This is a genomic window from Clostridium sp. CS001 (assembly GCF_020443565.1).
In the GTDB taxonomy this organism is placed as follows: domain Bacteria; phylum Bacillota; class Clostridia; order Clostridiales; family Clostridiaceae; genus Clostridium_AD.
Genome location: NZ_JAIZZN010000025.1, coordinates 1 through 23,458 on the forward strand (window position 1 = coordinate 1; position 23,458 = coordinate 23,458).

The window sequence follows — 23,458 nt, forward strand, 5'->3', positions numbered from 1 at the left end:
ATACAAACCTAGTGCATCCAAAAGTTTTAGCTAAATATATTCTTTGTTCTTGGTTTGGATATAGTCTGAATTTATATGCCTTTAGCATTTTTTCACCTCATTTCATTCCTTGATTTTTGATATACTTTCTAACTATATCTATAGGAACACCACCTGTTGTTATAAGGTAATAATTTCTACTCCAAAAATACTGATTACATAATACATCACTAATAGTAACTTGTCAAAGAGTTATTATTTTAGGTATCTAACCTAAAATAATAAGGGCTATCCATCTCCCACCTAAGAGGATGGGAAAATTTCGCCCATTCTGTTAAATGTATAAAAATAAAAGGGCTATTTGAAATATGCATAAAAGTTTTGTAACATGCAATAATTCAAATAACCCTTTATATTATTATTCCTATTGTGGAGGTCCACATTTGCTGCATGGACTATAACTCTTTTTAGCCTCTTCTAAAGTAACTTGCCTAGCATTATTTGGATTCATCTTACCACAGTTATTTATAGAGTGATACTTAGTGCCTGTGGCTGACAACCAGACCATTGCTGCGCTACTAGTTTGTTTCGTAGTTACCGCCTTAATTACTTTAGGTGCTGGTGTCACTACTTTAGCACTACTTATATTTGCGCTGTTAGTGGTAGTAGTTTTTTTATCAGCTGAATTTACTTTAGCACCAGCATAACTAGCAGGTTTAACGTTGAATGATATATCTTTGCCATTACTAGTAGCAACAATAGTACCATTTTCATCTGTTCTATATAATGTTATGTTTTTATTTTTAAGCCTATCCATTGTAGATTGTACAGGATGTCCATAACTATTATCCTTACCAACACTTACAACTGCATACTTGGGATTAACCACATCTAAAAACCCTTGTGTAGTTGAAGAAGCGCTCCCATGGTGTCCTATTTTAAGTACATCTGATTTAAGGTCATATCCCTTTGATAACATTTCTTTTTCAGATATATCCTCTGCATCTCCAGTAAACAAGAATGAATTACTTCCAAATGTTACTTTAATAACTATAGATTCGTTATTAACATCTTCGTATCCATTTCCATTAGGTGCTAATATAGTGCATGTAGCTTCTCCTAACTTAAATGTTCCTCCTGGAGTTGGTACTGCAATTTTCATTCCCTTATTTTTAATTGCCACTACCACATCTTGGAAAGTTTTAGTAGTCGATGTAGCCTTTGGCATATAGATCTTACCTACTTTAAAACTATTTATTACATAATCAAGTCCTCCAATATGGTCTTCATGTGGATGTGTTCCAATTAAAAAATCTAAATTAGTGATTCCCTGATCTGATATGTATTTTTTAACTAGCTCACTATCTGCATTATTACCAGCATCTATTAGCATAGAGATTGAGCCTTGTTGTATTAAAATGCTATCAGCTTGGCCTACATCTATGTAGTGTACTTTTAGTTCGCCCTTAACTTCTGTTTTTAAAGTATCTACTACTATAGTTTCATTATTAGTACTTTCTTTTTTAGTTTCTTTATTTTCCTCTACCTTTGGTATTTCTGCATTAGCCGTATCAGTAGGTACAACCACAGCTTTAACATTGCTTTCAACCTTTGCATCTTTATTACTGCACCCACTTGAAGTAATTCCTATAATTATTGCAATAGCAATTAACCAAGTCCATCTTTTTTTATAAAACTTCTTGTTATATTTATTCTCCATTTTATTCTCTCCTCACGTAATATATTATAATTTATCAATTACTACTACCTCATATAACTTTTTAATTGAAGAAGTAATATTTTCTTTAAAATATTTTTTTACCCTTCATATTAATATCACCTTTTCTTTTATATCTCTAATCATACCATATTTCTACAAATATTTCATGAAAACCGGTTGCAAGTATCGACTAAATGTACAAAATAAAAAAAGCCCTGGTATTACATCAGAGCATTAATTTATTTAATATTTTTAGGCAAAACAAAGCACTAGCTACAAATATACCTAGTGCCCTAACCCAATTATAAATCCATACCATTAAGTATTTCTTTAAGCTTCTTCAATTCCTCCACAGATAAAGTAACACCTTTACCCATTTTCTTATGTTCTGCATCCCACTCTCTAATATCATACTTCGGTTCTTTATCATTCCAGGACATAAGATTTAATTCCTTTGTCCATCCCTTTGATGACTCGGAAATCACCCCTATGTTTTCTTTTATTTCAAACTTGATTTCTGCCATTATAAAACCACCCTTTCATATTAGTCTATATTAAACTCGCCTTCATCCTCTGCAACATTCCCACACCAATCTTCTTCCTCATAAACATAACCACACATTTTCTCAGCTTGTCTCATTACCACTTGCATAGCTTTAAGAGCTTGTCCTGGTGGATAATCATATTTCTTAAGGAGTCTTTTAATTATCTTTCGCATGGTAGCCTGTGCACTTTTTCTGATGCTCCAGTCTATTGTAATATTCTTTCTGATGGCAACTGTAAGTTCATGAGCAATCATCTTCAAAGTTTCATCTTCCATGAATTCTTTAACTATTTCATCTGCTGTAAGCGCATCATAAAATGCTATTTCATCTTCACTGAGCCCAAGGCTTACTTCATCCTCTTTCATCTTCTTAATTTCATGCGCCATCTTAATGAGTTCCTCAATTACTTCCGCATTGGTAATAGCTTGGTTTCTATATTTATTCAAAGCTTTTTTTAACTTTTCAGAGAACTTTTCTGACTTAACTAGGTTCCTCTTTTCCATTGCTTTTATATTGCCCTCAAGCAATTTCTTTAGCATTTCCACTGCCAAGTTCTTTTGCTTCATTTCTCTAACTTCATTTAAGAACTCTTCTGACAAAATCGAGATTTCAGGACGTTTAATACCCATTGCCTCAAATACATCAATTACCTCTTCAGATATAATTGATCGTTCCAGCATCTGATGAAGTCTAGCTTCAATTTCTCTCTTAGATAGTGCCACTTGCTCTTTTTCTTTAAGCTTTGCAAGACTTGCTTTAACTGCTTTAAAATAACTAACTTCAAGAGCCTTTGATTTGCCCATATCAGAAGCTGCACAAAGTGAGTGCGATTTGGCTAGTTCAACAGCAACTCTTTTAAATTCCTTTTGATCTTGTTCAGATTTACCTAACACAAAATCCATTCCAGAAACTATTGCTCTTATGCGCTGAACTTGTGATGTTCCCATGTACTTTGAATAATCAAACCCATGCATCATATCTTTTAATATCTCCAGTTTTTCAAGCATAATTGCAATGGCAACATTAGTATCAATACCTGTATTGTCCCTGTCGCTACTAGTGTACTCATTCAAGGCATTTTTTAAGCTTTCTAAAATACCAATATAATCAACAACCACTCCACCAGATTTTTCTTTAAATACACGATTAACCCTAGCAATAGCTTGCATTAAATTATGACCTTTCATTGGCTTGTCTATATACATTGTATGCATTGATGGCACATCAAATCCTGTCAACCACATATCACGTACAAGTACAATCTTTAGTTCATCATTATTGTCTTTCATACGTTTGGAAAGAGTGTCTCTACGCTGTTTGCCTCCAAGGTGTTTCTGCAGCTTTTCATTATCTGCAGCACTACCAGTCATAACAACTTTGATTTTCCCTTTATTCACATCATCGCTGTGCCAGTCTGGCCTTATCTTAATGATTTCATCATATAAATCAGCACATATACGTCTGCTCATACAAACAACCATGGCCTTACCATCAATAGTTTTTGATTTTTCTTCATAATGATTAATAATGTCCCCTGCTAGTTTCTTAACTCTATTAGGAGAACCTACAACTGCTTCAAACCTTGACCATACTGCTTTATTTTTATCTTTTTCATTGTCTTCCTGGCCTTCTGTTATCTCTTCAAATTCATCATCAATTTTAACTAGCTCATCGTTATCCACATCAAGTTTAATAATTCTATTTTCATAGTAAATTCTAACCGTTGCTTCATCTTCAACGGCTCTTGTCATATCATAAGTATCAATACAGTTCCCAAAAACAGCAGTTGTTGATTTATCTTCAAGGTCTATTGGTGTACCTGTAAATCCTATAAATGAAGCATTTGGTAATGCATCTCTTAAGTATTTAGCATACCCATACTTTACTTCACCAGTTTTAAGATCTGTTTTAGCTTCTAATCCATACTGACTTCTATGTGCTTCATCTGCAATAATAATCACATTTTTACGATTAGTAAGCACAGGCATTTCACCATTTTCAGGTTTGAACTTTTGAATAGTTGTAAATATGATGCCACCAGATTCTCTATCGTTTAATAAATCGTATAAGCCATTGACTTCAAGAGAGTTATTGCCTACTTGCATTAACTTTTGATTATCTGTTAGTTTGCGAACATCCGCCTGCTTTGGTGTTTGCCTTAGCATGTCCTGAGATTTTGCAAAGGTAGAAAATAATTGATCATCCAAATCATTTCTATCCGTAATAACAAGAATTGTAGGGTTATTGAGTTCCCTTACTAGGCCAGCAGTATAGAATACCATTGAAAAACTCTTCCCCGATCCTTGGGTATGCCAAATAACACCGATTTTTCTATCTCCCTCTTCTCGAGTTGCTTCTTTTGTTTTTTCTACAGCTTTTTTAACTGCAAAGTATTGATGATATGCAGATAATATCTTTATAATTGACTTTTTATCACCTAACTTTTTACCGTTTATATCTTTGTCATCTTCTTTGGATTCTTGAAAAAGAATAAAGTTTTCTATAATATCAAGCACACGCTCTTTAGCAAGCATACCTGTGAAAAGCACTTCGTATTGTGGATTTGATAAAGGTTCTATATTAATGCCATCCACCGTTCTCCAGTTCATAAAACGTTCCTCATTAGAAGTCATTGTACCAACTTTAGCATTGATTCCATCTGATAAAATACAAAAGGCATTGTAGTTAAATAGTGATGGAATATCCTTCTTATAAGTTTGAATCTGATTATAAGCACTTTCAATGCCTACATTTTCGTCACTAGCTGATTTAAGTTCTATTAAAATAAGTGGAATACCATTTACAAAAATAATTAAATCTGGTCTTCGTTCTTCATTTTCAATTATAGTGAATTGATTCACCACTAAAAACTCATTATTATTAATATTATTAAAATCAACAATATAGGCCCTTTTGGTTCTTATGTCTCCTTTTTCTTTAAAAGAAACCTCAATACCTTCAACCAATAGTTTGTGAAAATAACGATTGTTTTCTTCTAGCATTGGACTGTTAAATGTTATGATCTGACGATAGGCCTCTTCCAATGCTTCTGCTGGTAGATCTCTATTAATCTTAAATAAAGCATCCTTCACAGAGTTTTCTAAAATCACTTCACGGTAATCTTTTCTCTGCTGATTATCACCCCCATGTGATATATCAGGTCCAAAAGCATACTCATAGCCTAGTTCTTGTATAATTTCTATAGCTGCTTCTTCTAGTAGATCTTCGGTAAAGTTTTCAGTTAAACTCATAATTTAGCCCCCTTTATCATGCATTGTTAAGTATCATTTTTACTTTATTGAAACAAAATTTATATTGCCTGAATACATGTTTTCGTGTATAATTTAGATATAGTATCATATATTAATAATATAATGTTTATACGAGGCGAGTGATTTGCTCCTTGCTATTCGTCAATTCACATTATTTCGTAATTGTAAGAATCTTAATTATTTGGTGAGTGATTTTCTCCTTACTAAGTAGTAGGATTCTTTTTTTTGTGATACTCTAACCAATCATAAATCTTTATTAACCTTCTAAAGTTGGTTTTATCGGATGGTTGGCCATTCAAAAAAATATCTGGATTGTCAGTGTAAACACTTCTTAAAAACTCTTCAAGATCTTTAAGAACAATATTCGCCTCAGGTATAAGTGGAATAATTGACAAGCTTTTACTCATTGAATTATTTCCAACAACATCTTTTATAGTCTTATCTTTAAAGTCACATCTTTTTTTATGGTTTCGAATAGTTCTAGATAATAAATCGTCATAATTAGATTTAATTGCATTTTTTACATCTAGCGGAATACTAACAGTTGCTTTTGAAATGTACTTATATATTGGAACACTTCCAGCGTTATGCTTTAATAATATTGGAATACTCTTCATTACTATTAAATTAGCATCATACTCGCCTTTATCAAATAAAATATCTTGGAATATTTCTTCTACCTTTAAACCTGAATATCCTGTCTTCCCAAAATCAGACATTACACCTACACCCACGACGAACTCAATATTATCAAGGTTTTCATCATCTTCTATTCCAACCACCCTCATTTTAGTGGAAGGTTCATTACTAACAACTAGTTCATAAATTTCTTCTTTAAGTCTTCTTAGTACAGTAGTGTTATACTTAAACTTGTTATTTAATAACTCATCATATAGGTTTGAATAGTCCTTTAGATATACCTTTGTCATTTCAAGTGATTTTTCACCATCAAAAAAAATACTGTGACCTGAAATTTCATCTTTTTCCTCTGTATTATTCCATTCAACAAATATAAGTCTTTTCTTAAAAGTTTCTAATTTTTCTTTGGATAGACATTTCACTATTGCTTTTAAAATACTTTGAATATTTTTATCGGCTAAGGAATAGCCTAAAAATATAATAGGATGCTCTAAAAATATAGTAAGTATTTTAGCCGCTAAATAGGCGTTCTTTTCTTCAAATTCTATATAATCTTTTTCATTAATTACAATTGAGTCTGGAGCAGTGCAACAACCGTGAATTTTATATATTTCCCCTACTCCCTGTATATTTGAAAAAATCAGCTCTTCTTGGCCTACATATTTTATATAATTTTTCAGATTATCTTCAATAAAAGTATCATAATTAGTTGTAATAACTGCAGCTATACTCTTTTTACCCAGTTTCCGAAATAGCTCAATTTCATGCTTATATTCCTCTTGAGTACGTAATGAATTTTCTTTAATGTACTTGGCAATTTCTATTTTCAAGGGTGATACACCCTCAATTGCTAGCTCCTTATACTCTTCTCTACTAGCTTCAAACTTAGTGTCTTCAAACCAAGCATCTGAAATATCATTTTCTATTAATTCTGCTATCTTTTGGAACTCACCAACTTTAAACCCCTCATTCTTAGCTTTTCTACTATACATCTCATAAGCTAATTCATTATCCTTAATCAGCTTTGACATCTCGCGGAGTAGTGTTTCCCAATTTCCCAGTTCTAAATACCTTCTTGAAAGACCAGCTCCAATAAATAGAACTGGCGCTTTATTAAAGCCTTTAAATGTATCCTTTAGTTTTTCTATGCTAATCACCTCTTTATATGAGATTTTACAGTATATATTATAACAAAATGCTATTATTATAAGTGTTAAATATCCATTGGCACTCTTATTTCACCTGACATTAGTTTTGGGAGGAGAGTGTCCCTTAATAACTCCATTTTTTTTGTTTCTTTAGAATTATTATATATACTATCAAAAATATCATGGCTAATTCTTTTATATTTTTTTAGAATTGTAGAACTACAAACCAAAACAGGAATTTTTCTCAATTCAGTCAAACTTACATACTTTTGTGTACTTCCTGCTAATCTTTCATTAATATATTGAGTTATTCTTTCACTTTTTAAATATATATATAAATACTCATACAGTTCTGTGTTTTCAGAAGTTTTAAATAACCCGATATTTTTAATAGCAAAATTTATTTTTTCGTTCTGTACCAAGTAAATATTCCCTACTGTACCTATCATGGTAATAAGAATATCGTATCTGTCCACTTTACTTCTCTTGTTTATATTTTCATAGTCCAAATCACTAATTAGATTAGCAGAATTAAAATCAATTATATTTTCTTTTAAATGCTTTGAAGTTATTAAGTGATATCCTTCATTTTTTGCTTTTGGTGAATCATGAGTTCCATCCTTAACACTAATAAGATTTGAAATCTCTTTCACTTCCCACCCCTTAGGAATCACCCCAAGTTCACTTTCAACCATTTCTCCACCACTAGACTTATAAGGTTCTCCATCCACATTTGGGAATTCAAAATCTACAAACCACTGCTTGAAAATTGCTTGTGCCATGTTTTCTAGGGTTTTGTTAATTTGGTTGTTGACTTCGATTTTTTCGTCTAGGGTTGAGAGGATGTGGGCGATGTACTCTTGCTCATTAACTGAAGGCAGATTAAACTGATATCCCATAATGTGGCTCTTATCACCTCTAGGCATCTTTGTACCTTTAGCACCAGACATAACATAATCAAAAAACTTATCATTCGCTAGAGAATAGTATAAAAATTTTGGTAGAATATTGGGTTTTGGGCTTACTACCAGTACATCATTAGATGCCCCTCCTTTGTATCCAGCTCTCCAAATTTTTTTGAAGTAAGGACGAATATTAGAAATTAAAACATCATCAACTCTATACTCAGTCACGCTATTTACGTTTGGAAGTCCACTTGATACTGTCTTTCCTCCATAATTCGGAATCAGATTTTCCGTAGATATATAATTGTCTTCATCAACATTTTTAACTACTATTTTACTACTAGAATAAACCGCAACTTCTTCCAATTTTATAATTTGGTTAAAACTCATACCCAATCCCCCCTAGATTCTCCACAACCTCATCCTCATTCATCCTCTCCTCAATCTCAAATATCTCTCTATCCCGATTTATCTCCCTCTTTAACTCCTCTTCTGTAGGCATATAAAGCATGTACTTTGAAGCAAATATTTGTTTGTTTTCTTCCAGAATAGAATATTTCACTATAGTCTCATTCTTTTCAGAGCATAATATAATACCTATAGTTGGATTATCATCATCGCCCTTTACTTCCTTCTCATAGTATCTAACATAAAAATCCATTTGCCCTATATCTTGATGTTTTAGTTTTCCTAGTTTCAAATCTATTAAAACAAAACATTTAAGTAAATAGTTATAGAAAACTAAATCTACATAAAAATGCTCACCTTCTGCTGATATTCTTCTTTGTCTTCCTACAAATGAAAATCCCTTTCCTAGTTCTAGCAGAAACTCTTGAAGATTATCTATTAATCCTTGCTCTAAATCTCTTTCTAGAAACTTTTTATTTTCTTTTAAATTTAAAAATTCTAATATGTAAGGATCTTTAACCATTTCATTTATATGTTTAGAAGGTTCTAGCTTCGTTATTTCATTTCTAACTTCATTTTTATTTTCCTCTTGAGTTGATAAAAGTCGTTCATAATAAAAAGAATTAATTTGTCTTTCTAATTGCCTTGTGCTCCAGTTACTTTTAATACACTCATCTATATAAAAATCTCTTTTCGCTAATTCCTCTACTTTCATAAGTAGTCTATAATGTGTCCAACTTAATTGTTGACGCAGTGCGTCAATATTCTTAAAAGACAGATATAACTTCCTCATTCTCGTCAAGTTACTATAACCAAAACCCTTGCCATAATCCTTTGTTAATTTTTTTGACATTTCTTTTAATATATATTCGCCATACTCTGCTCTATCTGTTCCTGATTGATCTTCTACTATCATTCGTCCAATATTCCAATAGGCCTTAACCATATGTGAGTTTATAGAAGAATATGCGTTTGTCCTTGCTTCCTCTAATATATTTTTAACACTTTCATAGAAATTGTTATTTATCATATCTTTGTTATCAGAAATCATATCCAATGCCTCCAAGATTCTTCCTAATCTCATCTTCAAGGTGACGTGATTTAGCAAATAACTCTGCCAGCTCTGCAGTCATATTCTCCATCTTTTCTTCAAAAGGAATACCATCCTCTTCTACATCTTCTATACCAACATAACGACCAGGTGTAAGCACATATTCATGTTCTCTTATTTTTTCTATGTTCGCTGAATTACAGAATCCTTTTACATCTTCATAATTACCATCTAAGTTCCTCCATGCATGATAAACTTCTGAAATTTTACTAACATCCTCATCTTTTAATTCTTTATGGCGTCTATCAATCATTTCCCCTAACGCTCTTGCATCAATAAATAACACTTCATGTTTTCTATTTCTAAACTTTGGATTGTTCTCTTTATTACGATTAAGAATCCAAAGAGATACTGGTATACCTGTTGAGTAAAACAGTTTATCCGGTAGTGCAACAATGGCATCAACCATATCACCCTCTAGCAAATTCTTTCTGATTTCACCCTCATTTGATGTGTTTGAGCTTAATGATCCATTTGCAAGAACTATACCTGCCGTTCCATTTGGTGCCAAGTGATATACCATATGTTGAAGCCAAGCATAGTTTGCATTGCCTACTGGTGGAATACCAAATTTCCATCTTACATCTTCAGTTAGCTTATCTCCACCCCAATCACTAATGTTAAATGGCGGGTTTGCTAAAATAAAATCAGCTTTTAGTGATTTATGCATATCGTTATGAAATGTATCATCGTGATGAGCACCAATGTTTGCATCAAGTCCTCTGATAGCAAGGTTCATTTTACAAAGCTTCCAAGTTGTAGAGTTCATTTCCTGACCATATATAGAAAGATTCTCTACTTTGCCCTGATGGTCATAAACAAACTTTTCACTTTGAACAAACATACCACCCGAACCACAGCAAGGGTCATAAACTCTGCCTTGATAAGGCTCAATCATGTCAACTAAGGTTTTAACAATACTTGTTGGCGTGTAGAATTCACCGCCACCTTTACCCTCTACACTGGCAAATTGACCTAAGAAGTACTCATATACTCTCCCAAGCAAATCTTTTTCTTCACTTGAATGAAGTTTAATTGTTGAGATTAAGTCTATAAGTTCCCCTAATCTTCTTTTATCAATTTCTGGTCTTGCATAACGTTTATCTAAAACACCTTTAAGTGTTGTATTTTCTTTTTCAATTAATATCATGGCATCATCAATATATTGTCCAATTTTAGTATCTTTGGCATTATCCATAATAAATGTCCATCTAGCTTCTTTTGGCACCCAGAAGATATTTTCTGATTCATATTCATCACGGTCCTCTTCAAACCCTTCTCCCTCTTCCATAAGAGCGTTGTACTTAGTTTCAAATTTATCTGAAATATATTTTAAGAAGATAAGTCCAAGTACCACGTGTTTGTACTCACTTGCATCCATATTACTTCTAAGTTTATCTGCTGCTTTCCAAAGTGTTTCTTCAAATCCTATGTTTCCTGTAGTCGCCATTAATTATACCTCCGTTTTTTAGTAATTATGATCATCAAAAACCTCAAAAATCTCTCTTTCAAATCCTTCTTGTTCCATTTGGCTATTAACCCAATCCGGCAATACTTCATAGTAATGTGCTAATGCCTCTATTGTCTTATGAAGAACTACTTCATGTTGCTGCTTTTCCATTAGTTCTACAATGAGTTTATAAGTATCCAAGTATGGATTTTTGTCTACTACATCTAAGGCTTCTTTAAATCTTGATACTAGCTTAGCTTTCTCAATATCTCTTTCAATAGTGTTAATTTCTTCTTTGTCGTAAATGCTTTTTTCAACTATGTCATTAATTTCACCTATTGCAAATTGCTGCTCATACTTCTTTATCAAGGGTTTTAATTCTTTTTTTAATTTTTCTTTCTGGATTTCAAGCTTATCTATTTCAGTAATTTCTCTACTAAAGTAATTGCTCTCTACTGCAAATAGTTTTTCTAGTACAGGGAGATACTTTTTAGGAATGTTTTGTTTTTGCTTTACCCACATGTTGATATTTTGTTTCTTTATGCCTAACTTTTCTGCAAGTTCTACATGCTGCAAATTATAAAGACTCAGTATATATTCTAGTCCTATCAAGTATTCACCTCCTTGTTACGTTTTATTGTCTTAGTCAATTTCTATATTACTCTTATTTATTGTCAGAGTCAATAATAATTATAAATTCTTTTCAATAATGAACCTTTTCTATATATGATTAAAGTATCTATTTATTTCACCTTGAATATTAGCTAACTTATCCTGCAAATTTTCAATAGCAACAAGAAATCTTCATTACATTCCAATTCCTTGAAGCACCTCCGAGGTGATTACAAACTGGAAATATGGTGGATAACTTATGTTTGCTATCCCTTTTTATAATATGAAAACATCAATTTTAATCAGAATATCATAAATATAGTCTTAAAAATTATTGTAATAATATTACAAATAACAGCGTAAACTAAAATTAGGAATTACAATTGTAATCGGAATGGAGGTGGAATAATAATGTATGAAGTTCCTAAAATATCAAATGCTGAATGGGAAGTTATGAAAATAATATGGAATTATTCTCAAATTACATCAGTTAATATTATACGAGAACTAAAAGATAAAGCCCAGTGGAAATCAGCTACAGTTAAAAGTCTAATTAACAGATTATTAAATAAAAATGCAATTGGTTTTAATAAATTAGGTAATGAATATTTATATTTTCCTTTGGTATCAGAAGATGAATGTATAAGATTAGAAAGTCAATCCTTTATTAATAAGGTATTCAATGGTTCTATTAAATCCATGCTATTAACCTTTGTTGAATCAAAAGAAATATCTGAATCGGATATAGAAGAATTAAAAAGCATAATAAATCAATCAAATAAAACGAAAGGTTGATGCATGTGTATTTTATAAATATTTTTGAGATGATTATACTTTCATCTTTAACCGGTAGCGTAATTGTACTAATGACATTAATTGTTAAAGGGTTATTTAGAAATAAATTAAACCCTACCTATCACTATTATGTATGGTTAATATTGCTCATAAAATTAATAATTCCTTTTGGACCACAAACCCCTTTAAATATTTCTAATATATATGATAATTTTCATGTACAGAGTATTACAAGTAAAAATACACAAAGTACACAAATTAATTCTTCAATACAACTTGAAAATACAGCTTTAGGCGGTTTAACATCAACAAGTGATTTTCAGCCATCAAATAAAAGTGTAATTAGTAACGCTATGAGCATACCTTTAAAAAACAAGGTTAATATTGAAAAAGTGTTCTGTTTTATATGGATGTTTGGAGTTGTATTATTAACAGGGATATTAATTGCAGGTCACAAAAAACTTAGAGAAATTGTTAAAGTCTCTATAAAAGATATACACAGCACACATAAAGAAATTCTCTATAATTCTATGAAATCTATGAATATAAGAACTGAGGTAGATCTATCATATTCCGAGCAAATAAGTAGTGCTTCTTTAAGTGGTCTTATTAAACCGAAGATATTAATTCCAGTTAATGTAGCAGTTAATATTCGTGTTGAGGAATTTAAGTATATTATAATGCATGAATTAACCCATTTGAAGAACAAGGACATATTTATAAATTGGGTTATAACTTTATTGTCGGTGATTTACTGGTTTAATCCAATCTTGCTCTATGGCTTTCATAAAATGAAACAGGACTGCGAATTGTCTTGTGATAGTCGAGTGATTTCTTATTTAGACGAAGGTGAAAATGTACAATATGGAAATACACTCATAAGAGTACTGGAATTGGGTGGCAATAGCAATAGGCTTGTGGGGACTACCTTAATGGTTATGAATAGTTCAGAAATAAAAAGGAGAATTATTATGATTTTAAAATATAAGAAGATAAATATTAAAGGTATATTATTAGGAACTGTCGTTGTCTTTATCATAGGTGGCTTAGGGATTGCAATAAACACTTCAAAAGTAAACTTAGATAAAAGTATTCATAAAGCTACAACATTTAAAGTAGAAACACCAGTAGCTATTACTAAAAATATAGTCAATACCACATCAAACAAAACGGTACCACCTGTTATGAAAACATCGCCAAGTGATAGCACAAGCCCTACAGTACCATTTTCATCTGCCATAGTAATTTACAATAGTCATGCTGATGAAGCTTACCCGTCTGGAATAAAAGTAACGGATGTAGGTACTTTAATCAATGATAAACTACTTAAAGAAGGTTTAAACAGCCATTTTATAAAATGTTACCCACCTACAGAATATATAAAATCATATCAGACTACAAGGGACTTAATAATAAAAAATGTAAAAGATTATTCAAATACTATTTTAATAGACATACATCGAGATTTGTCTGATAATACCAAGCATGACTCGAGAAAAATATTATTTACACTTGCTAAAAAGAATCCACATTATGAAGCAAATAAAAAATTTGTTGGCGGTCTATTAGAAAATATTAAAAATTCAAATCAAGTTAAATCAGATATATCATTTTATGACACTGGGTTAGCTTATTTTAACCAAGATTTATCTAACAGTTCAACACTTATTGAGCTTGGAAATAATATGTCCAGTGACAGTGATATTGAAGCTTGTGTAAATTCACTGGTCTCAGCATTAAAAAATATTCAAAAATAATAAACTAATGGACGATGGAATTGTATGTAAAGATACCTATTAAAGTATGCTTTCTTAAAATAAAAAAAAAGGATTCCACCAAGTTTACCTTAGTGGAATCCTTTTACTACGCTACCTCAACTTCATTACTATCAGTATAAACTGTCTTAGCATCTTTCTTGCCAGTTAAATCACCATTAACTGATGCAAAAATATTCTTTGCAATTACTAAATCCATAAGAGCATTAACCTCTGTTTCTGTTATAGTTGCTACTCCATTTTCATCTGCTTTAATATCATCTACAGTTAAAGTAAAATACTTACCTTCCACAGATGTTAAAAATCTCATAACTAATTTATGCATATCATTTTTCCTCCTTTTAATTATTTAGTTCAAAGCTGGCACCCTACTATTTGGATAAGCTGTACTGATCTTCTTTGTCTATGGAAACTACTGGGTATGTTTTGATGTTAGATATTGCTTCGCCAACAGCGAAAATATCCTCGTCCGCTGCAGTAACCCTTAGATTACCTAGTGTTTTTGTTGCAACCTTATCCTTACCTTTTTCATCAACACCTACTTTCATAGTAAGTTTTAATGCACTTGCTACCTTTGTAGATTCTACCGCCATACTAAATCACTCCTTTCTTTTTTCTTTTCACACAATATATATGCTCTTCTAGAAGTTTTTGCAGTTTTTTTTAAAATAAAAAAATAAGAATTCCAAAATTGGAACCCTTATTTTTCAGATTTTCCTATAACAGCGGATATAACTAATGTTAGATCAGAGATAGACTTATTGAGATTCTCAATTTTCTTCTCAAATCGAACCAAAAGATATATACTCACACCTATAGGGAAGCCAACTGTATTAACCAGTTGAACCAATGCATCATACATGAAGCAGACATGAAGCATTCATGAAGCATCACCTCCCTCACCGTTATAGATAATATATATGCTTTTAAAAATTGTTTTCTATATGTTTATTAAATATATTTTTTAAGTTTGCTAAGCAAAGAATTTCAAGTTATCCTCTGCAAATTCTTCAAATGTACGAGGTTTTCTACCTGTTAGCTTATAAAAACAATTTGTGACTTCTTTTGCTGTTCCCATTCTTGTCATAAAATATAGAGCAACTGTTACGTTTACATATGTTTTATCAAGGCCTCTTTTTTTAATGTAATAACTTCTGTATTTTAAATATCCAGGTCGTACATACGTAATTTTTCTACCAGTCATTTTACTTAGGATTTCTGCTACTTGAAAATAATCCAAGGCCTCTGGTCCAGTTATTGTATGAGCAGTATTTTTGTATTTTTCCGGCTCATGAAGCAAAATAGCTGTTGCAAGTCCTATGTCAGCCGCATCTATAAAGCTGGTTTTACTTTTTCCCGCTGGAATAAAAATCTCGTTGTTTTCTCTGATCTCAGTAGAATGAACTCCAGATAAATTCTGCATGAAGAATCCTGGACGAACATGAGCATAAGGAATTTCTAGTTTTTCGATATATTTTTCAATCTTATGGTGAGGAGGTATTGTATTATTTTCAACGCCCATTAAAGAAAGAAATGACACTAGTTTAACATTATGAGCTTTAACTTCATCAATGAATAGATATAGATCCTCTGGTTTTCCAAGGTGAGGTGGTCTCATAATGAACACCCTATCTACATCATCCAAAGCTTTGTCAAAAGTAGTCTTGTCTTTAAAATCAAAATATACTGATTCAACCTGGTCTCCAAATTGCTCACCAATCTTCTGAATGTTTGTGCCTGCTGCCTTTACTTGCTCATTAAGTTTCAACAATTCCTTTACTACATAACTTCCCACATTACCTGACGCACCAGTGACTAATACCTTCATCATTATTACTCCTCACTTAATATTTTATTTGATTTTTTCAGCAATTGAATAAACAATTTAAATTCCTGATCCCCCATTCTTTTTTCAAGTATCTCTATAGCTCTAAAATACTCGTTATAAGTAGCTTCCACAGATGTTAAAAATCTCATGACTAATTTATTCATATGATTTTTCCTCCTTAAAATCATTTAGCTCAACGCTAGTAAACTACTATTTAGATAAACTGAACTGAATATGTTTATTAAATATATTTTTTAAGTTTATCCAAAGCTTTGCTTTTAATCCTTACATAATCATAATAACTATGATCACCCTCGCAAGCTATTTCCTTAAGACTCTCTTCGTGAAGGTAGAACCTCTCCACCACATTTCTCTCAAGTGGATCTAATTTTTCTAAGGCAGCATAGAGCCTTTTAACTTCTTCATAAGCTATAACTTCGTCCTCTAATGTGAAATTATAATTCGTTGCTGAATCTATGCTTATAGGTTCCTCATTTGGAACCTCTCTATAGTGTTTTATCTTTCCCTTTAAGAGAGCTTTAAAATTAGTTTTAATAGAATTTATGCAGTATCCATTAAAACTGTTGCTACCTTGCTTGTACATACCAATGGCTTTTATTACAGAAAGATACCCTTGCTGCACCAGGTCCTCAAGTTCATAGCTTGGTATATGGTATTTTGAAGCTTCTTTTAAAATTAAGTATTTGAACTTATTTATAATCTCAACTACAGCCTCTTCATCTCCAGTTTTAGCTTTTCTAACTAGCTCTTCTATGATATACCCCACCCTTTCTATTCAATAAATTACTTCTTATGATAATAATTAAATCCATTTTTGATGAGACGTAATTAACTCCCCCCCTGCTGCGGAAGGCTCCACCCTAATAGCTTCTTCTCAAGCTCATCAAAGTCATATTGCCTTTGTTCATAATCACAGAAAGTACTCTTTTTTCTATTTTCACTTTGAGATGAGCTTTTTTTATTATCCCATTCCTTACGGCATGCATGTACACCATCTGCAGTTTTTATACCTCTGCTTATCCAGCAGTTCAATATTTTAGCTATATACTTAATAGTTCTGGCATTATAATTTACTGCTTCTTCAATTGCCATAATAATAACTTCGCAGCTTACCTCCTTAGTAAATTCCATTAATTTTTTATATTCTAGGGATGTCATTGTATGAATATTATTTTCAAAAACCTTAATTACGCTTTCAAGATCAGAAGCAGAAGTATTTTTAGTACTTACTACTTCTTCTTTATTAATTATTTCTTTTTGCTTGTTACTTATTATTTCTTCTTTATTACTTATTACTTTATTACTTGATAGCCCATTATAAGCCCCTTGCAAGTCCCTACAAAGTCCCTCAAATATTTTATCAACCTCAAGCTCTTGCCTAACACATTGCTGATAAAGTATTTCTATAAACTTTGAGTTTTTTACTTTATTTATTTCTTTATTTACGCATTTAATTGCATTGATATTGTTTGGCTCATTATATTTTATCCAGTTTAAAATCATAATTTCTTTTGTTTCATCACAGTAAATTATTTTATTGTATTCACAGAATCTACTAAGAAGCTTGTCTACAGTTTCCCTATTATATCCTGTTTCTGTAACTACTATTTGTTTTGGAAGTTCATAAATGCCACACTGGCTGGTTTTTGAATTAGTCATTAAATAAAGATAGAAAAACTTTTCTTCCGGTGTTAAATCCATTACAAATCCATCATTCCAGAACTCAGTATACAGCTGTCTATATTTAGCCATTGTTAAATTCCTCCCTTCTACCACTAGAATTATTGAATCTATATAGAACTTAATGATTATGCTTTTTTGCACCTTGCAAAGACAATATTATCCATATGGTAACTAATTATATTATCATTTTGGTAACAAGTCAATAGATTATCGAATAATTTTTATATCTTTGGTAACCTTAATTCTAATATCTTATATTTCTTGTATAATATTTACTATGGAGGTGATACATTTGGTAACATTCGGTGATCGATTAAAGAGTGAAAGAAACAGAAAGCAGATTACATTAGAAAGAATGGCTGAAGATTTGAAAACTACAAAGGCAACTTTAAGCCGCTATGAAAATAATTTACGGGAACCTAAAGTTGATTTTGTTAAGCAAATAGCTGATTACTTACAATGCTCTACAGATTACCTCCTTGGCAGAACCGATAACAGAATGGGAATAATAGTACAAGATAATGTAGGCAATAATGACATTAAGATTGAAATAGATAAAAGTATTTACCCTGATGGTCTTACTCATGAGCAAGTCTTAGAAATACTAGAAACTCTAAAAAAGGCTGGTTTTAAATGGGAGTCTAAAGATAAATAAAATTAATACATCTAAATAAATTTAGCGCCATATGTTAAAAATAACATATGGCGCTATTTGAATTTATATATAACTTTTCTCCAATAAACTATTGTGCATTAAATAGTTTATTGTTTATATTATTTTTTACAATTTAAATTTAATTATTGAAAATTTTACTAAATTCATTTATAATGAATTTAGAACACATGTTCGTTTTATGACACTTATTATATAGTTTGGGGGAGATTAGAATGTATAAGCTAGAAGGTGTAATAAAGGTAGAGATTAACAATAGGGTTATATACTGCAATAATATAAGCTATAATCATATCGGCGTACTAAGCAAAAATGAAATTATTAGTCCACATGATAGTGGTAATGATATGAACTGTACTTATATAGAAATGCAGGAGAAAAAGATTCCGCAGATAGGTTGAATGATATTAGTTGTAAAAATGTTCAAAATAACAAAACCCTGATATTACCTCAGAGCTTCATTAACTGTTGTTCAATTTTCTTATAAAACAAAAAGCTGTTTAATTATAAAGCTCTTGTGCTGCGCAAATTAATTTGTTGAATTATCCTTATCACTAGTGTAATTTATGAAATCTTCCCCAATTAGGTCCAAGGATTATACCTATTGAAATAAAAATAGCCGTCCAGATAAAGGCACCTAAATATGCATTTACCGCAAATTTTCTAAAAGAAATTTTCGTGATACCTGAAAAATACCCTGCAATGTGGCAAATTCCAGGAATAAAATATGCTACAATCAATAATTTATTACCAGATGACTCAAACCATTTTGATGTTTTCTCCATTTTATCCGGTCCAAGATGAATATATGAACCATATTTTTCAAAGAATCTTGCACCTACTTTATTGCCAATAAAGTAGGTTATGGTAATTCCTACTATTACTCCAGCAGTTGCTACAAGGATACTTATAATCCAGTTCATTTTAGATTGGTAAACAAGAAAACCACAATATGTCATTACTAACTCAGCCGGGAAAGGAATTGCAATTAACTTAAGTGCCATAGCAGTAAACAAAATTATATATCCATAATGATTAATTAATCCTATTAAATGATGCAACCCTTCACATCCCATTCATATTATTTATAAAAATTCCTTAGATTTAACTTTTATTTTACTTTTAAATCCTCAAATCTATAAACAATCATATCACATTTCTTTGATACAGGGTTAGCTATATAATTAAAATACTTATGGGATTTATGTATTGTTATATAATCATTTTGCTACTCCATTTGCCGCACCTGTCTCCAAAGCAGCCTACAGTCTTTTCTCCGTCTTTTATTGCAATGACTTCACAATTGTTACCGCAGCCATTGCACTCAATGTTTCTAGCTGCAACATTGCTTTTAGCCACTTGAAAACCCTTAAAGTTTGTGTTGCTCTTTTTTGAGCGCTGCTCTTTCCCAAGTATTGCTGCTCCTATGGCCCCCATTACGTCGTAGTTATCTGGAACGTAAACCTCAATTCCTAATGCTTTTTCGAAAGCTGCTTTAATGCCTTTATTGGCTGCAACTCCACCTTGAAAAAACACTTTTGAGCGGATTTCTTTTCCTTTTCCTACATTACTAAGATAATTTCTTACCATTGCTTCACAAAGCCCACCTATTATATCCTCTTCATTGTATCCAAGCTGCTGCTTATGTATCATATCAGATTCTGCAAAAACAGCACATCTGCCAGCAATTCTTACAGGCGCTTTTGATTTCAATGCATAATCTCCAAAATTTTCAATAGGTATCTCCAGCCTCTCTGCTTGCCTATCAAGGAAGGATCCAGTTCCTGCTGCACATACCGTATTCATTGCGAAATCTGTGACTATACCATTTTTCAATAGTATTATCTTTGAATCCTGACCTCCAATTTCTAATATAGTACTTACATCCTTGTCAACCTCCAGTGCTGCCACTGCATGAGCAGTAATTTCATTTTTTACTATGTCGGCTCCCATTAAAAAAGAAGCCATATGTCTTCCACTACCCGTAGTTCCTACTGAACTTATTTGCTTAGTATCGTACTTTTCATTTAGGGTTTTGAGCCCATATTGAATTGCCTTTATTGGTTTACCTTTTGTCCTTAAATATAAATTTTCAATAACCCTTAAAGTATTATCTAATAACACAATGTTAGTGCTTACAGATCCTACATCAACTCCCATATGATACATTGTTTTTTCTCCTTTCCAGCAAATCTACAAATGCTTCTATCCTGGTAATATATCCTGCTTCTCCAGTCATCTCATCTACTACCAAAGTCATTATAGGGAAATCCTTATCATTTGAAATTGCAGGCAAAATGGCCTTTGATACAATTTCTGGCATACATCCCATAGGGAATATTTGTATTGCTCCATGGAAATTATTTTTTTCTGCAAGTAGCACCTCACCTATACATTCCCTAGCGTGCCCTCCAATATAATGTGGAAGGTATTCTCTAGAAGCTATCCGTATATCAATTGAGTTAAGCTTTAAACAGCTAAGTGCAGCATCTCTAACCCACCAACTAGGGGTAAGCATTCTTTGGGTGGTAACACCATAATCCATAAGTTTATCTTCTATGTAAAGATTAGAAAAAGGTTCGATTACAGTATAAATTTCACCGATAATTGCAATTTTTATAGGGGTCTTATATTTATTTATTGGAACTTCTTTGATTTTACTTTTATATTTCTTTAAGATATCCACCATATGTGCTGGCGTAATAGCTTTTGCTGCCTCCTTCTTACATTCCATTAAAAGTTTCTTGAATTCTCCTTTGTTTACTTCAAAACCCGTTAAATAATGCGCCTTACTTTCAATCTTTTCTATTAACTCAATTACATCATATGATACCTTTAACGCTCTTATCTTTTGAGTCTTACTTTTTGTACTATTTTTTGAAATTTTGTATAATCGATTTAAAAACTCCTGTTTCCCTATATCAAAAGGACTATCCATTACAATAAACTCTAAATTGTGCCCTATCTTTTTTAGTGCATTCATTTGTAATTCACAGTATTCACCAAATCTACAGGGCCCACAACTTCCGACTATAATTATGGTATCTGCTCCCATGTCTATACTTTGGAGGTAATTGCCCATCATAATTTTATAAGGCAGGCACATTTCTTCTGGTGAAAACTTCGAACCCAGCTCTAATGCCTCGTAACTATTAAAGGGTGGAATTATGCATTCTATTCCAAGCCCATCAAATAATGCTTTTGCTGCAAGATATGTGTTGCCTAAATGTGGAAATGTTATCTTCATTATTCTTTTTCCTTTCAATCATATCAATGAAAGCCTCAATCCTTGTATCTATACCGCCTTCACCTGTATGTTCATCAACTTTTAGAACTAGAAATGGAAAATCCTCAATTTTTTCTTCAATTAGTTCAATTACTACAGAATCTATTCCACAAGCAAAAGAAGATATATATATTGCTCCATCTACTTCCTTGTTTTTCGCTATACTGGTTGTAAATCCATAGGCATTTGCAGCAAAAGTCCAAAAGGGCCTTTTGAAAAGGCTTTTTACTTCTAATTGAATTTGTTCTTTCGTTATATATTCTTCTGTTATAACTCCTACCCCTAGTTTATTTAATTTCTCTACTATATTCATATTTATAAAATTGTCGTAAATATTATATGGATGCCCTACTAAAGCAATATTCTTTTTAAAGCCTTCATCTTTAATTCCAAATTTAAAATTCTTCTGCTCTTCTAATGCTTTCTTAAATGCACTTCTTATCTTACTGTTATTTCTTGTAATCATCTTTCCCAGCTTCTTGCACCAATCATATAATTCCTCTTCATTAGTAGCATATATAGGTTCTATCATTACTTTGGGCATGTCTGGTATGCTATAAAGCACCATTTCTGGAAGCCCACAAAACTTAGGGCATATAAATTCTCGCTGCCTTAATCTCATAATTCTAGGTATTATTAATAAGTCACATTTATCTTTTATGTCTACTATATGTCCATGAAATATCTTCATAGGCAGACAAGCCTCATCTACACAGTATTTAACCCCTTTGTCTAAAATGTTTTTATTTGTATCTGTAGAAGTAATAACTTCTACGCCTAGTTCAATTAAAAACCTTTCAATAAAAGGATGGTATTTATAATATAATAAGCCTTTGGGAACACCAACTCTCATAATTTCCTCCTTGTTTTCCTTATACGCACACCTTCTATTCTGAACTATTAGACTGAAAAATATTCCTTTTACACCTTCTGTGTAATAAAAAAGTATTAATTAACATATTTTATTTACATAGGCTGGTGTCAAATTAAAAGGATGTGATTATTTGGGTACTAATATAAAAAAATATATTTTAGTTTCAATATTTCTCTTTTTTTCATTAACCCTCTTCGGTTGTAATTATAATCTCGATACAAAATTTTTAAAAAAAGTTAAACCAAACAATTATTATTACACCAACTTGTTAATGAAGGATTTATCTCTAGAAAACCCCAAGGAACTTTATACCCTTTATATGAATTTTTACAAAAAGAAAGATTTTTCTAAAGAGGATTTATCTACATTCACTGAGTTTTTTAATTCATTAAACAATGATAGTTTTATAGAAAAGCCAGAAAACTTAGCAGATAAACCATTATATAAGATATTTTTAACCTTTAGTGAAAACAAATATATAATAAATATATATAATGAAAATATTATTTCCATATGCCCTTGGGATGGTTCCTATAGGATGGATTACATTGACACAACTAAAATGTACAAAGCCTATAATCTTTATGGTCTATGCAAATATCTAATACCTAAATAGGGTATTAGATATTTGCCTTTTTTCTACCAAAATTACATTATCCCCTATAAATAATCATATTAAAAGTATATAATTTTTAATATAGATTATGTAAGACTTATACCAATTATCAATTGTT

The 23,458-nt window shown here is 31.5% G+C and carries 26 protein-coding genes; 5 read left to right on the plus strand and 21 right to left on the minus strand.

Annotated elements, in window-relative coordinates; genetic code table 11:
• The 10 genes from LGK97_RS14850 to LGK97_RS14895 form a co-directional block, all read right to left on the minus strand.
• Positions 1-88, minus strand: an 88-nt coding sequence (locus LGK97_RS14850; protein WP_226260582.1) for a helix-turn-helix domain-containing protein, incomplete at its 3' end; no start/stop codon positions are given.
• A gap of 9 nt (positions 89-97) precedes the next feature.
• Positions 98-214, minus strand: coding sequence for a transposase (locus tag LGK97_RS14855; RefSeq protein WP_226260583.1), 117 nt, complete (start codon positions 212-214; stop codon positions 98-100).
• Between the two features lie 189 nt (positions 215-403).
• Positions 404-1,699, minus strand: coding sequence for a ComEC/Rec2 family competence protein (locus LGK97_RS14860; protein ID WP_226260533.1), 1,296 nt, complete (start codon positions 1,697-1,699; stop codon positions 404-406).
• A 302-nt stretch (positions 1,700-2,001) separates the two neighbouring features.
• Positions 2,002-2,223, minus strand: coding sequence for a YdbC family protein (locus LGK97_RS14865; RefSeq protein ID WP_226260534.1), 222 nt, complete (start codon positions 2,221-2,223; stop codon positions 2,002-2,004).
• 20 nt (positions 2,224-2,243) lie between these two features.
• Positions 2,244-5,495, minus strand: coding sequence for a type I restriction endonuclease subunit R (locus LGK97_RS14870; protein WP_226260535.1), 3,252 nt, complete (start codon positions 5,493-5,495; stop codon positions 2,244-2,246).
• Positions 5,496-5,719: 224 nt separating this feature from the next.
• The gene (locus LGK97_RS14875; protein WP_226260536.1) at positions 5,720-7,312 is read right to left on the minus strand and encodes an SIR2 family protein; all 1,593 of its coding nucleotides are present in this window, start codon (positions 7,310-7,312) and stop codon (positions 5,720-5,722) included.
• A 56-nt stretch (positions 7,313-7,368) separates the two neighbouring features.
• On the minus strand, positions 7,369-8,598 hold the full coding sequence (locus LGK97_RS14880; protein WP_226260537.1) for a restriction endonuclease subunit S: 1,230 nt from the start codon (positions 8,596-8,598) through the stop codon (positions 7,369-7,371).
• Positions 8,588-9,667, minus strand: coding sequence for a PDDEXK nuclease domain-containing protein (locus tag LGK97_RS14885; protein WP_226260538.1), 1,080 nt, complete (start codon positions 9,665-9,667; stop codon positions 8,588-8,590). Before LGK97_RS14885 ends, LGK97_RS14880 begins: the two co-directional genes overlap by 11 nt.
• A complete protein-coding gene (locus tag LGK97_RS14890; protein WP_226260539.1) occupies positions 9,657-11,177 on the minus strand; it encodes a type I restriction-modification system subunit M in 1,521 nt (506 codons plus the stop codon). Before LGK97_RS14890 ends, LGK97_RS14885 begins: the two co-directional genes overlap by 11 nt.
• 18 nt (positions 11,178-11,195) lie before the next feature.
• Positions 11,196-11,789 carry a helix-turn-helix domain-containing protein gene (locus tag LGK97_RS14895; protein WP_226260540.1) on the minus strand — a complete coding sequence of 198 codons (594 nt, stop codon included), beginning with the start codon at positions 11,787-11,789 and terminating at the stop codon, positions 11,196-11,198.
• 411 nt (positions 11,790-12,200) lie between these two features.
• Here LGK97_RS14895 and LGK97_RS14900 point away from each other — a divergent pair, with 411 nt between their 5' ends.
• Both LGK97_RS14900 and LGK97_RS14905 read left to right on the plus strand, forming a co-directional pair.
• Positions 12,201-12,584 carry a BlaI/MecI/CopY family transcriptional regulator gene (locus tag LGK97_RS14900; RefSeq protein ID WP_226260541.1) on the plus strand — a complete coding sequence of 128 codons (384 nt, stop codon included), beginning with the start codon at positions 12,201-12,203 and terminating at the stop codon, positions 12,582-12,584.
• 5 nt (positions 12,585-12,589) lie between these two features.
• Positions 12,590-14,341: a M56 family metallopeptidase gene (locus tag LGK97_RS14905; RefSeq protein WP_226260542.1), complete on the plus strand. Its 1,752-nt coding sequence runs from the start codon at positions 12,590-12,592 to the stop codon at positions 14,339-14,341.
• A gap of 106 nt (positions 14,342-14,447) precedes the next feature.
• Here LGK97_RS14905 and LGK97_RS14910 read toward each other — a convergent pair whose 3' ends face one another.
• The 7 genes from LGK97_RS14910 to LGK97_RS14940 form a co-directional block, all read right to left on the minus strand.
• Entirely contained in the window at positions 14,448-14,684 is a 237-nt protein-coding gene (locus tag LGK97_RS14910) for a DUF2922 domain-containing protein (protein ID WP_226260543.1), read from the minus strand.
• A 46-nt stretch (positions 14,685-14,730) separates the two neighbouring features.
• On the minus strand, positions 14,731-14,952 hold the full coding sequence (locus tag LGK97_RS14915) for a DUF1659 domain-containing protein (RefSeq protein ID WP_226260544.1): 222 nt from the start codon (positions 14,950-14,952) through the stop codon (positions 14,731-14,733).
• A 107-nt stretch (positions 14,953-15,059) separates the two neighbouring features.
• Entirely contained in the window at positions 15,060-15,239 is a 180-nt protein-coding gene (locus LGK97_RS14920) for a YvrJ family protein (protein WP_413228442.1), read from the minus strand.
• A 93-nt stretch (positions 15,240-15,332) separates the two neighbouring features.
• Positions 15,333-16,190: an SDR family oxidoreductase gene (locus LGK97_RS14925; protein ID WP_226260545.1), complete on the minus strand. Its 858-nt coding sequence runs from the start codon at positions 16,188-16,190 to the stop codon at positions 15,333-15,335.
• Between the two features lie 2 nt (positions 16,191-16,192).
• The gene (locus LGK97_RS14930) at positions 16,193-16,351 is read right to left on the minus strand and encodes a hypothetical protein (RefSeq protein ID WP_226260546.1); all 159 of its coding nucleotides are present in this window, start codon (positions 16,349-16,351) and stop codon (positions 16,193-16,195) included.
• 77 nt (positions 16,352-16,428) lie between these two features.
• Entirely contained in the window at positions 16,429-16,962 is a 534-nt protein-coding gene (locus tag LGK97_RS14935) for a sigma-70 family RNA polymerase sigma factor (protein WP_413228443.1), read from the minus strand.
• A gap of 74 nt (positions 16,963-17,036) precedes the next feature.
• The gene (locus LGK97_RS14940; protein WP_226260548.1) at positions 17,037-17,960 is read right to left on the minus strand and encodes a DnaD domain-containing protein; all 924 of its coding nucleotides are present in this window, start codon (positions 17,958-17,960) and stop codon (positions 17,037-17,039) included.
• A 223-nt stretch (positions 17,961-18,183) separates the two neighbouring features.
• On the opposite strand from LGK97_RS14940, the gene LGK97_RS14945 reads away from it, so the two are divergent.
• Positions 18,184-18,546 carry a helix-turn-helix domain-containing protein gene (locus tag LGK97_RS14945; RefSeq protein ID WP_226260549.1) on the plus strand — a complete coding sequence of 121 codons (363 nt, stop codon included), beginning with the start codon at positions 18,184-18,186 and terminating at the stop codon, positions 18,544-18,546.
• Between the two features lie 233 nt (positions 18,547-18,779).
• The gene (locus LGK97_RS14950; RefSeq protein WP_226260550.1) at positions 18,780-18,965 is read left to right on the plus strand and encodes a hypothetical protein; all 186 of its coding nucleotides are present in this window, start codon (positions 18,780-18,782) and stop codon (positions 18,963-18,965) included.
• Positions 18,966-19,118: 153 nt separating this feature from the next.
• Here LGK97_RS14950 and LGK97_RS14955 read toward each other — a convergent pair whose 3' ends face one another.
• The 4 genes from LGK97_RS14955 to LGK97_RS14970 all read right to left on the minus strand — a co-directional run bounded on the left by LGK97_RS14955 (position 19,119) and on the right by LGK97_RS14970 (position 22,703).
• Entirely contained in the window at positions 19,119-19,625 is a 507-nt protein-coding gene (locus LGK97_RS14955; RefSeq protein ID WP_226260551.1) for a DedA family protein, read from the minus strand.
• A 151-nt stretch (positions 19,626-19,776) separates the two neighbouring features.
• Positions 19,777-20,733, minus strand: coding sequence for an acyl-CoA dehydratase activase (locus LGK97_RS14960; RefSeq protein ID WP_226260552.1), 957 nt, complete (start codon positions 20,731-20,733; stop codon positions 19,777-19,779).
• Complete coding sequence (locus LGK97_RS14965; protein ID WP_226260553.1) at positions 20,714-21,811, minus strand: acyl-CoA dehydratase activase-related protein; 1,098 nt, start codon at positions 21,809-21,811, stop codon at positions 20,714-20,716. Before LGK97_RS14965 ends, LGK97_RS14960 begins: the two co-directional genes overlap by 20 nt.
• Positions 21,753-22,703, minus strand: coding sequence for an acyl-CoA dehydratase activase-related protein (locus LGK97_RS14970; protein ID WP_226260554.1), 951 nt, complete (start codon positions 22,701-22,703; stop codon positions 21,753-21,755). The genes LGK97_RS14965 and LGK97_RS14970 overlap by 59 nt, the downstream gene beginning before the upstream one ends.
• Positions 22,704-22,854: 151 nt before the next feature.
• On the opposite strand from LGK97_RS14970, the gene LGK97_RS14975 reads away from it, so the two are divergent.
• Positions 22,855-23,340 (plus strand): DUF4883 family protein, encoded by a 486-nt coding sequence (locus tag LGK97_RS14975; RefSeq protein ID WP_226260555.1) that lies wholly within the window; start codon positions 22,855-22,857, stop codon positions 23,338-23,340.
• Positions 23,341-23,458: the final 118 nt, after the last annotated feature.